At 29.3% G+C, this 15164-nt stretch carries 12 protein-coding genes and 1 pseudogene; 3 read left to right on the plus strand and 10 right to left on the minus strand.

From position 1 onward, the window contains the following. Nucleotides 1–14 precede the first annotated feature (14 nt). The 5 genes and pseudogenes from H5J23_RS00125 to H5J23_RS00145 form a co-directional block, all read right to left on the minus strand. Nucleotides 15–1088, minus strand: a pseudogene (locus H5J23_RS00125) (hydantoinase/carbamoylase family amidase); the annotation flags it as partial. 108 nt (nt 1089–1196) lie between these two features. Continuing rightward, a complete protein-coding gene (gene ltrA, locus H5J23_RS00130) occupies nt 1197–2807 on the minus strand; it encodes a group II intron reverse transcriptase/maturase (RefSeq protein WP_185890222.1) in 1611 nt (536 codons plus the stop codon). A gap of 829 nt (nt 2808–3636) precedes the next feature. Beyond that, nucleotides 3637–5247, minus strand: a complete 1611-nt coding sequence (gene ltrA, locus H5J23_RS00135; RefSeq protein ID WP_185890222.1) for a group II intron reverse transcriptase/maturase — start codon at nt 5245–5247, stop codon at nt 3637–3639. A 709-nt stretch (nt 5248–5956) separates the two neighbouring features. After that, nucleotides 5957–6130, minus strand: a complete 174-nt coding sequence (locus tag H5J23_RS00140) for a hypothetical protein (protein ID WP_185890225.1) — start codon at nt 6128–6130, stop codon at nt 5957–5959. A gap of 22 nt (nt 6131–6152) precedes the next feature. After that, nucleotides 6153–6674 carry a GNAT family N-acetyltransferase gene (locus tag H5J23_RS00145; RefSeq protein ID WP_040406683.1) on the minus strand — a complete coding sequence of 174 codons (522 nt, stop codon included), beginning with the start codon at nt 6672–6674 and terminating at the stop codon, nt 6153–6155. A gap of 151 nt (nt 6675–6825) precedes the next feature. Between H5J23_RS00145 and H5J23_RS00150 the strand changes: the two genes are divergently transcribed. Together H5J23_RS00150 and H5J23_RS00155 are read left to right on the plus strand one after the other, a co-directional pair. Further along, nucleotides 6826–7452 carry an HAD family hydrolase gene (locus H5J23_RS00150; RefSeq protein WP_185890227.1) on the plus strand — a complete coding sequence of 209 codons (627 nt, stop codon included), beginning with the start codon at nt 6826–6828 and terminating at the stop codon, nt 7450–7452. A 61-nt stretch (nt 7453–7513) separates the two neighbouring features. Then, nucleotides 7514–8410, plus strand: a complete 897-nt coding sequence (locus H5J23_RS00155; protein WP_185890229.1) for an alpha/beta hydrolase — start codon at nt 7514–7516, stop codon at nt 8408–8410. Between the two features lie 32 nt (nt 8411–8442). Here H5J23_RS00155 and H5J23_RS00160 read toward each other — a convergent pair whose 3' ends face one another. From H5J23_RS00160 to H5J23_RS00170, 3 genes are read right to left on the minus strand one after another with little or no spacing between them, the layout of a single operon-like run. Then, nucleotides 8443–9231, minus strand: coding sequence for a diaminopimelate epimerase (locus H5J23_RS00160; protein WP_185890232.1), 789 nt, complete (start codon nt 9229–9231; stop codon nt 8443–8445). Nucleotides 9232–9278: 47 nt separating this feature from the next. Beyond that, on the minus strand, nt 9279–10223 hold the full coding sequence (gene hutG / locus H5J23_RS00165) for a formimidoylglutamase (protein WP_185890234.1): 945 nt from the start codon (nt 10221–10223) through the stop codon (nt 9279–9281). A gap of 33 nt (nt 10224–10256) precedes the next feature. After that, nucleotides 10257–12272 (minus strand): urocanate hydratase, encoded by a 2016-nt coding sequence (locus H5J23_RS00170; RefSeq protein ID WP_221892768.1) that lies wholly within the window; start codon nt 12270–12272, stop codon nt 10257–10259. 301 nt (nt 12273–12573) lie between these two features. Here H5J23_RS00170 and H5J23_RS00175 point away from each other — a divergent pair, with 301 nt between their 5' ends. Next, nucleotides 12574–13710, plus strand: a complete 1137-nt coding sequence (locus tag H5J23_RS00175; protein ID WP_040406015.1) for an ROK family protein — start codon at nt 12574–12576, stop codon at nt 13708–13710. Nucleotides 13711–13726: 16 nt separating this feature from the next. On the opposite strand, the gene H5J23_RS00180 is transcribed toward H5J23_RS00175, so the two are convergent. Further along, nucleotides 13727–14281 carry a YqaA family protein gene (locus tag H5J23_RS00180; protein ID WP_023051615.1) on the minus strand — a complete coding sequence of 185 codons (555 nt, stop codon included), beginning with the start codon at nt 14279–14281 and terminating at the stop codon, nt 13727–13729. 59 nt (nt 14282–14340) lie between these two features. Further along, a complete protein-coding gene (locus H5J23_RS00185) occupies nt 14341–15096 on the minus strand; it encodes an SDR family oxidoreductase (RefSeq protein WP_185890236.1) in 756 nt (251 codons plus the stop codon). Between the last annotated feature and the right edge of the window lie 68 nt (nt 15097–15164).

Genomic DNA, 15164 nt, shown 5'->3' on the forward strand with positions numbered 1-15164 from the left:
TATTCCGTGTATTTTTATTTTTTTAATAACTCAACAATTGTATCGCATAATATTTGACATCCCGCTTCTACATCTTTTTCCTTAGTTAATTCTTCTTTACAATGACTTCTGCCATCTATACTAGGTACAAATATCATCGCTGATGGGATATGCTGTCCTAAAATACTTGTATCATGATTAGCCCCGCTATAAAGCTTTGTATAATTATATTTTCTTATTTTTATAGTATTTTCTATTATATCTAAAATATCTAAACTAGACTTTACTCCCCTTGCTTCAGCTATTTGTTCAATTTCACAATAGAAACCTTTTTCTTTTAGTTCATCTAATTGGCTACCTATTACATCTATTACAGTTAATAAATTTTCCTCATCAATTCCTCTTAAATCTATTGTGAACTCTATAAATTTAGCAATTATATTAGTTTGGTTCGGAAATATATTTATTTTTCCAACAGTTGCTACTATTGAACTATCATCCATAGATTTTACAATATTTGGTATCTCTGAAATTAACTTACATCCTTCTGCTACAGGATCTAATCTATACTTCATAGGTGTAGCTCCTGCATGATTAGATTCACCTTTTATTATTATCTTAAACCATTTTAATCCAACAATACCTTTAACTATTCCAAGGGATTTATTTTCTAAATCTAATACTCTCCCTTGTTCTATATGAAGTTCAATCATAGCTTTAAACTTATTAGAATCAAATGAGATCTTATCTATATCCTCTGGATTATATCCTGCTGTTTTCATAACTTCATACATTGAATTTCCATCTGAATCTTTAATTTTCTTGCTATGAGCTGTAGAAAAATTTTTGCAAAAAGCTTTGCTTCCTATTAAATTAGTACCAAAATGAGGTCCTTCTTCTTCAACAAAAATTGAAACTTGATAATCATTATAAATTTTAGCTTCACTCTTAGAAAGTATTCTAGCAACTTCAAGAGCACCAATTACTCCGAGGTTCCCATCATATTTTCCTCCATTTGCAACAGTATCTATATGTGAACCACTTAAAACAATCTTTTTATTATCTCCACTTCCTTTTAAAAGCCCATGTAAGTTTCCAATACCATCAAACCAAACATAGCAATAGGTAAGGCTTTGAGATTATCTCTACCTTTTCCCCTGCTCCACACCGTGCATGCGACTTTCACCGCACACGGCGTTCCATCATAATTTTAAATTTTATTTATATTTAGAAAGTGTTTTTAATATTTTTGCATAGTTCTCATTGTCTTTATAGTAATCCTCTCTATTTTCACTTTTCAGTAAGGTTTTGAATGAAGAATCTAGCAACATTAAATTTTCAAGGTCATCACTTCCTCCATGTTCTTTTGGAACTAGCCTATGAACATAAAAGTTGTCATTTCCTGCGATATATTTTCCTGTTACTTCACAAGTTGAGTTTTTTTGAAATCTCAAAATTGCCCTTATTTGAGGGTCTTCGATTTCAATTATCTCAATTTGTTTTTCTTCTTTCTGTATTTTCTTTTTCGCTGAAAATAGTTTAGGTATTTTAAACTTTATAGCTTGTAGCGTGAAGATTGTGGTTTCTGCTACATTCCATACTTGAAAGTTGTACCCTTTATAGCGGAGTTTGTATTTATTATCCTTTTTCCCAGAAGGTTTCCCTATTCTGTTTATTAAGGATTTATTAACTATATAGCCAATTTTTCTAAAATCCATATTTACCATTGTTGCTATGCGATAATAGTTTTGGATTCCTAGTATTACTGAATTAAATTTTAAGACTTGCAGGGCTGTTCGTCTTTTTTGAAGTTCTTTTATCTCTTGTCTGATTAAGTTTAAGATAGCTTTTCTTGCTTTGTCAGATACATATGACCTTACAGTTAATCTCTTTCTATTCTTAACAGCTTTGAATTTTATTCCTAGAAAGATACTAAACTCTTTTCTTAGATTTACTATTTTGGATTTCTTTTCAGAAATCTCTAGTTTCAATCTATCTTTCAAGAATACTTTAACAAGTTTGAACATCTTTTCCGCAGAACCTCTATCTCTACAAAAGAGTTTAAAGTCATCTGCGTATCTAACAATTCTAACTTCTGTTAAGTTTGTATCTCTAAGAGCTCTTTCTTTATTTCCAAGAGTGGAATATTCTCTTTTGGTTTTTAATCCTAACCATTGTTTATATATCCACCAGTCAAGTTCATTTAAGACTATGTTGGCTAATAATGGCGAAAGTATTCCTCCTTGGGGAGTTCCCTTCTCAGATTGAATAATATCTTTGTTTTGTAATACAGTTTCTACTTTCAACATACGTTTTATTATTGATAAGGTTTTCTTATCAATAGATTTAAATCGCTGAAGTTGTTTTATCAACTTTTTATGATTTATATTATCGAAGAATCCTTTTATATCAATATCTACAACAAAATGTAGTTTCGCTATATTGACCATGTGATAACAAGTTGCTATCGCATGTTCCGTACTACGTCTTGGTCTAAATCCAAAGGAGTTTTTATGGAAACTTTTCTCAACTACTGGTTCCAATACCTGTTTAAAACATAGCTGTACTAATCTATCATAGATATTAGGTATTCCTAGCGGTCTAAACTCTCCATCTTCTTTTGGAATCTCTACTCTTTTTACCATTCCAGGTGTGTATCTGCCCTTTAAATCGTATTTAATTCGTTTTACTATTTCATCTTCAATTTTTAATATATCGCTTATGGTTTCGCCATTCACTCCAGGAGTTTTACTTCCTTTGTTGCTTTTTAGCGTGTGAATCGCTTGGTAAATATTTGATTCTTCAATTATGCAGTCTATTAAACTCATAGATTGTACGCCTCCCTCTTCCTAAGAATTAGGAAACTTTATTTTCTTGGTTTACGACCATTCATCTATTAATTCTAAATTAAAACAATTTTAAAATTATTGACTTGGGGCTATCCGTCCACCACTTATTATCATGGTTTCATCCGTACTGTGCCCCTACTCTCACAAGACTAAAGAAATTTCGTTAAATCCTTAACTTATATTCACCAACCCTCTAACTAGGTTCTTGTTGTGTCTTGCTTTCCACGTTCCATACTTTCTATCATTAAATCTACTTAGGTAGTTTCTGTAGCCCTGTAAGCTAGATACTGCCTTTAACAGTATAGCGAGTTTCATAACGGAAATTTTTACTAATCGCCACTTACACCACATTTTTGCGGTTACAACATTTCTGTTGTATTCAGTTTTAGAGCCGTACATTCAAAACTTTGTCAGCACCTTCGTGCATTCTTACCTTATAAATTTGACTCCCGATCTATCATTACCTCGACCACCTCTGGTTCGCATTTCCTCATCTTTACATGTTAGGGATAACTCTCAACCGACTTTACCGAGCTTTACACCATTAAGTTTAGTTAGAACCTAATCGCATATCGGAGTATCAGAGGAAGCATTTCAGGGCGTTACTCCTTCATTCTACTTCTCGAAAATATAGTTCTCTGTTATTTCCCTTATTCCTAAGCTACTTTTAACATGTCGTAACTTTTCATTACGAAACGTGTCGCACATAGCAATAGGTAAGGCTTTGAGATTATCTCTACCTTTTCCCCTGCTCCACACCGTGCATGCGACTTTCACCGCACACGGCGTTCCATCATAATTTTAAATTTTATTTATATTTAGAAAGTGTTTTTAATATTTTTGCATAGTTCTCATTGTCTTTATAGTAATCCTCTCTATTTTCACTTTTCAGTAAGGTTTTGAATGAAGAATCTAGCAACATTAAATTTTCAAGGTCATCACTTCCTCCATGTTCTTTTGGAACTAGCCTATGAACATAAAAGTTGTCATTTCCTGCGATATATTTTCCTGTTACTTCACAAGTTGAGTTTTTTTGAAATCTCAAAATTGCCCTTATTTGAGGGTCTTCGATTTCAATTATCTCAATTTGTTTTTCTTCTTTCTGTATTTTCTTTTTCGCTGAAAATAGTTTAGGTATTTTAAACTTTATAGCTTGTAGCGTGAAGATTGTGGTTTCTGCTACATTCCATACTTGAAAGTTGTACCCTTTATAGCGGAGTTTGTATTTATTATCCTTTTTCCCAGAAGGTTTCCCTATTCTGTTTATTAAGGATTTATTAACTATATAGCCAATTTTTCTAAAATCCATATTTACCATTGTTGCTATGCGATAATAGTTTTGGATTCCTAGTATTACTGAATTAAATTTTAAGACTTGCAGGGCTGTTCGTCTTTTTTGAAGTTCTTTTATCTCTTGTCTGATTAAGTTTAAGATAGCTTTTCTTGCTTTGTCAGATACATATGACCTTACAGTTAATCTCTTTCTATTCTTAACAGCTTTGAATTTTATTCCTAGAAAGATACTAAACTCTTTTCTTAGATTTACTATTTTGGATTTCTTTTCAGAAATCTCTAGTTTCAATCTATCTTTCAAGAATACTTTAACAAGTTTGAACATCTTTTCCGCAGAACCTCTATCTCTACAAAAGAGTTTAAAGTCATCTGCGTATCTAACAATTCTAACTTCTGTTAAGTTTGTATCTCTAAGAGCTCTTTCTTTATTTCCAAGAGTGGAATATTCTCTTTTGGTTTTTAATCCTAACCATTGTTTATATATCCACCAGTCAAGTTCATTTAAGACTATGTTGGCTAATAATGGCGAAAGTATTCCTCCTTGGGGAGTTCCCTTCTCAGATTGAATAATATCTTTGTTTTGTAATACAGTTTCTACTTTCAACATACGTTTTATTATTGATAAGGTTTTCTTATCAATAGATTTAAATCGCTGAAGTTGTTTTATCAACTTTTTATGATTTATATTATCGAAGAATCCTTTTATATCAATATCTACAACAAAATGTAGTTTCGCTATATTGACCATGTGATAACAAGTTGCTATCGCATGTTCCGTACTACGTCTTGGTCTAAATCCAAAGGAGTTTTTATGGAAACTTTTCTCAACTACTGGTTCCAATACCTGTTTAAAACATAGCTGTACTAATCTATCATAGATATTAGGTATTCCTAGCGGTCTAAACTCTCCATCTTCTTTTGGAATCTCTACTCTTTTTACCATTCCAGGTGTGTATCTGCCCTTTAAATCGTATTTAATTCGTTTTACTATTTCATCTTCAATTTTTAATATATCGCTTATGGTTTCGCCATTCACTCCAGGAGTTTTACTTCCTTTGTTGCTTTTTAGCGTGTGAATCGCTTGGTAAATATTTGATTCTTCAATTATGCAGTCTATTAAACTCATAGATTGTACGCCTCCCTCTTCCTAAGAATTAGGAAACTTTATTTTCTTGGTTTACGACCATTCATCTATTAATTCTAAATTAAAACAATTTTAAAATTATTGACTTGGGGCTATCCGTCCACCACTTATTATCATGGTTTCATCCGTACTGTGCCCCTACTCTCACAAGACTAAAGAAATTTCGTTAAATCCTTAACTTATATTCACCAACCCTCTAACTAGGTTCTTGTTGTGTCTTGCTTTCCACGTTCCATACTTTCTATCATTAAATCTACTTAGGTAGTTTCTGTAGCCCTGTAAGCTAGATACTGCCTTTAACAGTATAGCGAGTTTCATAACGGAAATTTTTACTAATCGCCACTTACACCACATTTTTGCGGTTACAACATTTCTGTTGTATTCAGTTTTAGAGCCGTACATTCAAAACTTTGTCAGCACCTTCGTGCATTCTTACCTTATAAATTTGACTCCCGATCTATCATTACCTCGACCACCTCTGGTTCGCATTTCCTCATCTTTACATGTTAGGGATAACTCTCAACCGACTTTACCGAGCTTTACACCATTAAGTTTAGTTAGAACCTAATCGCATATCGGAGTATCAGAGGAAGCATTTCAGGGCGTTACTCCTTCATTCTACTTCTCGAAAATATAGTTCTCTGTTATTTCCCTTATTCCTAAGCTACTTTTAACATGTCGTAACTTTTCATTACGAAACGTGTCGCACTTCCATACCAATAGCTTTCATTTCACCCATCAAGTATTCCTTTGCTCTTGTATCTTCAATAGTAAAAGAATATCTACTACAGCCATTTTTGGGAGTAGTGTTAAATGTGTTTAAAATTTCTAAGTCGCTCATAATTCGTTTAATATTAATTTTCAAAACTCGTCCTCCAAACATTTAATTATAGTTGTTCCTTATCTATATCTACTGTATTATCTATCCAATACCTACAAAGGCCTTCATTAATATCATACAATATTCCTCCATTACTCTCTACAGCTTTTCTAGAAGGTATATTATTTTCATAAATTGTTATTAAAACTTTATAAACACCTTTTTCTTTCAGAAGCTCTACTCCTTTTTTTATAATTAATTTACCATATCCATTCCCTCTAAATTTTGGAGAAATACTAATACCCATATTTCCACCATTTATTAATAAATTTCCATTCAATTGAGGTCTTAATTTTAATATTCCTACAATTTCATTATCAATATACATCCAATATATTTCTTGCATTACTCGCCCTATTGGCTGAATTTCCTCTGAATCTTTTAAAAATTTTTTTAATAACTCTTTGAATTCTATTTCATCACTTGGAGGGGTCATATGAAATCCATTTTCTCCTATTCCTAAATCACAAAGAAATTTGTAAACATCAACTCCATCATTTAAGTTAGATTTTTTCATTTCAAGCTTCATATAGTCACTCTCCTTTAAAATTTTTGTTCTTATGATATTATTATATTGAGCCTCAAATGTCAATACAAAATTATTTTTATTAAAAATATATTCCAATTTTTTTTAGAGAATGTTACTATTAATTCAGAAAAAATAATAAAAAGGAGTTTACATGAAAAATACTATTAAAGGCATTCTTTTTGATTTAGATGGAACTATTTTGAATACTCAAAAAATGAATATCATTCCACTACAAAAGTTAATTTTAGAAGAACTTGGAAAAGAAATTTCTTATGATAATCTTATCAAATATTGTGCATATCCTGGCAAACAAACTATTAAGATGCTTGGCTTTAGTAATATTGAAGCCTCTTATGATAAATGGGTTAAATATGTTAATGAATTTGAAGAAGGTGCAGTTTTATATGATGGATTTAATGAGGTTTTTAAAATTTTATATAAGAAAGGAATTAAAATAGGAATAGCTAGTTCTAAAATGAAAAAACAATATGAAATTGATTTTATTCCTACAAAACTAGATAAATATATTGACTGTGCTGTTCTTGCAGAAGATACCATTCTTCATAAACCTAATCCTGAACCATTACTTTTAGGAGCAAAGCTTTTAAATTTAAATCCAGAAAATATTATATATGTTGGTGATACCATAGCTGATGAGATAGCTAGTAAAAAAGCTGGTATGAAATTTGCTCTAGCCTCTTGGGGAGCAATCGATATTTCTGAAATGACAACTGATTTCATTCTGAATCAACCATTAGATATCTTGTCAATAATTTAAAGGAATTTATAATTTTCTAAATATATTACTTAATATAACTTTAAATATTTAGGAGGACATTATGAAAACAGAAAGTCAATTAATTGAAATTGAAACTGTAAAACCAAAAATTACAGTTTATACAGATATTTCATACTCTCAACCTTATGATCCATACTTTGGTATAACAAATTTAAAATTAGATATTTTAAAACCTGAAATAGAAAATAAAAAATTACCTTTGGTTATTTATATTCCTGGTGGTGGTTTTATGCGTTCGCCTAAAGCTAATTACATTCAACAAAAAGTTACTATAGCCGAAAGTGGATTTGTTGTAGCTAGTGTAGAATACAGAGTTCTTCCAATAGGTAAATTTCCTGATTCACTAATAGATATAAAATCTGCCATAAGATATTTAAAAGCTCATGCTGAACAATTTAATATTGATAAAAATAAAGTTATTGTAATGGGAGAGTCTGCTGGAGGATATTTAGCTGCAATTACTGGAACAACTAATGGTTCTATAGATTTTGATAAAGGTGATTATCTAAATGAAAATAGTTTAATAAATGGCGTCGTTGATTTATATGGAATTTCAGACTTAACAAAAATAGCAGCTGATTTTTCTAGTATTATTCAAAAAACTCATAACTCTCCATCTTCTCCAGAAGCTATATTTTTAAATGGTGTTTCTGTTTTTAAAGAGGGCGGATCTGTCAATGCTGATTTTGAAAAAGCTAAGAAAGCTAATCCAATAACATATATCTCAAGTAAAACACCACCATTTTTATTAATGCATGGAACTGTAGATATGCTTGTGTCACCTAGTCAAAGTGATCTATTATATCAATCTTTAATTGAAAATAATATTCAAGCTGAAAGATACCTTATAAAAGGAGCTGGACATGGTGATTTTCATTGGTGTCAACCTAAAGTTATTAATATCATAATAAATTTTTTAAATAAAATTTCAAAATAAAAACTAGAGAGGAGTTTTCTCCTCTCTAGTTTTTATATATTTATATAAGAAGTACCTTCAGCAACTATTTCAACAGGACCATCTATAAAAACTTCATTATTTTCATAAGAAACTTCTAACCAACCTCCTGGTTGAATAATTTTTGCAAAATCTATATTTTTATATTTTTTTAAATAATATCCAACTGCAGTTGTTCCTGACCCACAGCTATTTTCCCAAACTCCGTTAAATCCTTGAACTTCTACATATGGTTTCATATGCATAGTTTTATAATTAAAAAACATCACTCCAAAAGCCGAATATTTTTTCTTTTCACAATAATCTCTAATTCTATTTATAACTTTCTTATCTGTATTTAATTCTATTATAAAATGAACTATTCCTTGGAAAATAACTTCACATATTTCTATAATCTCACTTTTCTGTAACTCTAACTTTACTGTTTGGATAGAAATATTTTTTGGCATTTTAATTTTGGAGAAAAATACATTAGCTATTTTTGAAGATCTAACATCTATATTTAACTCTAAATCTTCACCTGAACAAGTTATTTTATAATTTTTTTCTCTTTGGAAATTTATATCACAAAATGCTAAATAAGCTGCAAATGATCGACAAGCATTTCCACAAAACTCTCCTCCCATCATTTGAAGGTGTGTATCATTAATAAACCCAACTTGTTCTGCATACAAATTTAAATTTCCCATAGAAATTTTTGAAATTTTCTGAATATCATCTTTATTTATATTTCTTATATCATAAAGTAATGTTATATTTCCTGCTGGGTTTATTTTTACAAATTTTAATTGCTTTAAATCCATCTTCAACCTCCAAAATATATTATATTTGGAGAGATTTTTTTAGTATTTTATTCAAAATGACAAAGAATTAATTCGTATATTATGTTTGCCATTAACCTAGATGTTCTATCATCATAATCAAACGTTGGATTAATTTCAGCTACATCTATTGTTAAGTTTTTTGAATATCTTGCAATTGTTTTTAAAAGAGGTAAAGCATTTCTTGGATTAACACCAAAAGTTTGTGGTGCACTTACTCCCGGAGCTGAAGTTATATGAAATACATCTGTACATAAAGTTAAATGTATATAATCATTTCTTTTTAAAATTGAATAAAGATCGTCGCTTGGAATAGTTCTAATCTCTTCAGCAAAATAATATTTAACTCCTAGCTTATCTGCTCTATCAAAAAGTCTTTTAGTATTTGAAAATTTCTGAATACCGAAAACATTGTAGTCAAAATTCAATTTTTTTTCTTCACAAATATCAGCTATTTGTAAAAACATAGTTCCAGAATTTCTACCATTTATATACTCTCTCATATCAAAATGAGCATCGAAATTTATTATTCCAATCTTTGGACTATCTTCTTTTTTTAAAGCATAGTCTAAAATTCCAGAATAATTTGCAAAAGCTATATCATGACCTCCTCCAAGAACTACGACAAGAAAACCTCTTTCTTTTAAAGAAGATACTATTTTAGCCATCTTTGTATGAGCTGATTCCAAGTCATGATTTACAACTTCTATAGGATCCTTTAAATCATAAAACTTTAAATCTTCTCTAAAAATTGGGAATCCTGATAAAGCCTTTTTTACATGAATCCATCCATCTTTTGCTCCTAATCTTCCTGAATTTCTTCTAACTCCCTCATCAGAATTAAAACTCACAAAACAAACTTTTTTCTCTTTCAAATCAATTTTAAGTAACTCATCTAAATCCATAACATTAACAACTTGATGTATACGAAGAACATCTAATTCATCGCCATCTATTCTTCCACTCCAGTACATATTTTATCTTCTCCTAATTTTAAATTTAATTTTTTATTTTACTAATTTTTCGATTAAGCTTTCATTTACAATATATGGTAAAGTTATATGGTCTGTTCCTTCATTATTTTTATTAAACTCTATAACAGTTTCAATAGAGTGTGGGTTTCTTGCCCAAGCTCTTCTTGCAACTCCTCCCATTACATCCCATGGCATCGCTTGAGATAAAATATCATCTACTCTTCTACTTCCATCTAAAACCATTCCAAATCCACCATTAATTGATTTACCTATTCCTACTCCTCCACCATTATGTAGAGCTATCATAGTCATTCCTCTAGCTGCATTTCCAGCAAAACATTGTGTTGCCATATCAGCCATAATGTTACTTCCATCTTTTATATTTGATGTTTCTCTAAATGGTGAATCTGTTCCTGAAACATCATGATGATCACGTCCTAACATAACTGGTCCTATCTCACCTTTTCTAACCATATCATTAAATTTTAAAGCTATTTGAGTTCTACTCATAGCATCTTGATAGAATATTCTAGCTTGTGTTCCTACAACAAGTCCATTTTCATCTGCATCTTTAATCCACATGTAGTTATCTCTATCTTGATATCTTCTGTTTGGATTAACTAATTCAAGAGCTGCTGCATCAGTTTTTAAAAGATCCTCTTTTTTTCCTGATAGACAAACCCATCTAAATGGTCCATATCCATAATCAAATAGTTCTGGGCCTAAAATATCTTCAACATATGATGGGAATATAAATCCACCTTTATCATCTCTTCCATTTTTTGATATCTCTTTAACTCCAATATCGTAGATAGATTTTAGGAAACTATTTCCATAATCAAAGAAATAAACACCTTTATTAGTTAAATTTTTTATTACATTATAGTGTCTTTTTAATGTTTCATCAACTAACTTTCTAAAAGTTTCTCTATCTTCTGCTAGTAATCTTGTTCTTTCTTCAAATGTTATTCCAACTGGACAATATCCACCATCGTAAACAGCATGACAAGATGTTTGATCAGATAATAAATCTATATGAACGTTATTTTCATCTGCATATTCTAATAAGTCTACTATGTTTCCTAAATAAGCTATAGCATATGGAGTTTTTGAATCCATTTTTTCTTTAGCTAAATCAAAAGCTTCTTTAGGAGTTGAAACAAATTTATTTATCCAACCCTGTTCTAATCTAGTTTGAATCCTAGATAAATCAACTTCTGCAATTATAGAAACTCCTTTAGCTATAACTGTAGCTTTTCCTTGAGCGCCACTCATTCCTCCTAGCCCTGATGTTACAAATAGTTTACCTGCTAAATCTCCATCAGCAGGAACTCCACAGAAAAGTCTTCCAGCGTTTAAAATTGTAGAATATGTACCATGAACTATTCCTTGAGGACCGATATACATCCATCCTCCTGCAGTCATCTGACCATAGTTAGCTACTCCAAGAGCGGCACCTCTTGCCCAGTTATCATAATCATCAAAAGCTCCAATCATAAGTCCATTAGTTATTATAACCCTAGGTGCTGAAGGATGAGATTTAAATAACCCTGTTGGATGTCCAGAAGCTACAACTAAAGTTTGATCCATTGTTATATTTTCAAGATATTTTTTAATTAATCTATATTGCATCCAGTTTTGACAAACTTGTCCTGTTTCACCATAAGTGACAAGCTCATATGGATAAAGAGCTATGTCAAAATCTAAATTATTATCTATCATAACTTGAATTGCTTTAGCATCAGTACATTTTCCTTCATATTCAAATATTGGTTTTCCATGAATATTTCCTGTAGGTCTAAATCTATACCCATATATTCTACCATGAGTATGAAGCTCTTCTAAAAATTCAGGAGCTAACATTTCATGAAACTCTTCTGGAATATATCTTAAAGCATTTTTTAACGCTAATGCAATTTCATCTTTTTCTAAATGTACAACTCTTTTAGGAGCTCTTCTAATTTTAGGATCAAATTTAGGTACTTCTAAAGGAATATCATAGGCAGTTAACTTAATAGTCATAGCATTGAAAATCTCTTGATTTAACATAATTTAAAACCTCCACAGTTTATATTTTTAAAATGACTTTAATAATTATATAAAAAAATTTGATTGCTTTCTGCTATTGTTAATACCTCTATTTTTTCAAAAAATACAATATAAAAATTAAATATGTTTTATTTATAAAAAATATAACTATCACTATAATAGAAGTTTTAAAAAAAGAAGAGAGAAGATATATTTCTAAAAAAAATATATTATTGACTTTGAAATTTTTAAAAGGTATATAAATAATTAATAAATTCATATAATTGATAAATCGATTTTAAAAATGTACTCGGAGGATATTATGTATCAAAAAAAAATAAAAGAAAATAATGAAAAAAAAGTTTTTCATTATATATATCAAAAAAGAGAAAATCTTTCAATTGCAGATATATCTAATGATTTAAATATAAGTTTTCCTACCATAAAAACAATTATAAATAAATTTTTAAAAGATAATATTATAAAGGAAGATTTAAAAGTAGGAACAGGAGCAGGACGAAAAGCTCAAAATTATTCTCTGGAAAATAATTTTGTTTATAGTATTGGAATTTCTGTACATTTAAAAGAATTGAAAATAGTTCTCGGAAATGAAAGAGGAGATATCATAAAAGAAACTATTATTAAAGAAAATTTTTTAAAAAATAATCTAATAGAAAAAATAGATGAAATTTTAGAAGAATTTTTATTGGAAATAAATGAACAAGTTGAAAAAAAACTTATTGGAATTGGAATTTCTGTTCCTGGAATTGTTGACAAAGAAAATAATATAATTGAAATAACATCTTCATTAAGAATTCCTTTGAATAAAATTCAAAATTTATCCCAAAAATATAATAAAAAAATTTTAATTGATAATGAGGCAAATTTATGTGCTATAAGTGAAAAATTTTTAGGTTTAGGAAAAGAATTCCCAAATTTTATTGTTTTAAATATTGGAGATATTTTGAATATGTCCACTTTTACTGAAGAAGATGATTATGGAAATTTTTCGTTCAAAGCTTCAAGAATTAACCACATGAATATAAACTTTCAAGGGATTTTATGTGAGTGTGGAAATAGAGGTTGCTGGGGAAAATATGCCTCTGAAATTGCCCTTTTAGAAAAATTTAATAACTTAGATAACAATATCACTAAAATAAAAGATATATTTAAAAATGATTATTTGATAAATGAAAACTATTCTAATCTCTTTAATGAATATATCGAATACTTAGCTATTGGGATTAAAAATATTATATTTTTATATAATCCTGAAAAAATAATTATTTCAGGAAAATTATCAAAATATAAAGAAAATTTTAAAAGTGAATTATTAGAAAAAATTTATAGTAATAATATTTTTTTTAGAGGAAAAAATACAATCGAATTTTCAAATTTACAAGAGAAGGGGATTTGCCTAGGTGCCGCTATGCTTCCTATAATTGATGAATTATTTTAAAAAGAGCAATATTATTTTAAATATTGCCCTTTTTTATTTTTTTATCAATAAAATTTTTTATAAAAATAATTAGAAATATAGATATTATAATTATAATACTGTAAGTACCTATATCCTTTATTACTTTTTCTCCATAGTAATATACTAATACCCCTTGAGGAAAGTGTCTTAAGATTCTGCTAAAAACTACTCCTAATAAAAATGTTTTAAATTCTATTTCAAGAATCCCTGCTGCTATAATATATCCTTCAAAAGGTATTGGTGTAAATGCAGATGTCAACAATGTTAATAAAGCATTTTTTTCATACATTTTTTTTATTTTAACAAATATTTCTGATTTTAAATATCTATTTTTAATTGGTCCACTAATTTTTCTCCAAAATAAATAACCAATTATGCTACCTAAAGTAGAGCAAATTAATAAAATTATTAATAAATACGCCACTTTTTCTCTTGAAGAAAGATATACTGGTACGGATATTGTCTCCATTGGAATAGGCAATATTGTTGCCTCTAACAATCCAGCTATTGCTATTCCGTAAATCCCAAACTCTTTTAATATTTCAAACATAAACTATCCTTTAAGAATTTTTTTTAATTATACCATTATGGAAAAAAATAGTAAATAAATTAAGCTAAAGCCTCTAAAGATTCTGGTAAAATTTGTCCACCGTCTATAATTAAAGTTTGGCCTGTTATATATCTACTTTCTTTTTTAGCAAAAAACATAACACCGTTAGCTATATCAGAAACATCGCCTAAAAATCCTACTGGTACACTTTTTTTCATACTATTAATATAATCATTTCCTTGCTGAACTAATCCTTCTGTTAATATATTTCCTGGCATAACTGCATTTATTGTAATTCCAAATTTAGCAACTTCTAAACAAGCTGATCTCATAAACCCTAACAATGCTGCTTTACTCGCACCGTAATGACTCCATCCCGGAAATCCTGTTACTGGTCCTGTTATTGATGATGTTAAAATTATTCTTCCATATTTTGCTCCAATCATCTTTTTTATAGAATATTTAGCTACTAAAAATGTACTTGTTACATTTACTTTTTGAACTTTTTCCCAATCATCAACATTCATATCCATTATTTTTTTTTGTGGAAATATTCCACAGTTACTACATAAAATATCTATTTTTGGAATTTTATCTATAACTTCTGCTAGCTCTATCTCTTTAGTTATATCTACTAATCTAAAATGAACACGATATCCCTTATCATTAAGCTCATTCTCTAATTTATTACCACTTTCAAAATCCATATCTAAAAAATATACATCTGCATTTTCCTTAGCAAAAGATTCTACAAGTCCTCTTCCTATACCTTTTGCTCCACCTGTAATAACAACAATTTGATTTTTAAAACTCATATTTCTACCTCCAATTAGTTGTTTATTTTATTATTCTAATTTTTTAGAAATTTCCCTTTTAAAAATCA

It is taken from the genome of Cetobacterium sp. 2G large (assembly GCF_014250655.1).
Classification (GTDB): domain Bacteria; phylum Fusobacteriota; class Fusobacteriia; order Fusobacteriales; family Fusobacteriaceae; genus Cetobacterium_A; species Cetobacterium_A somerae.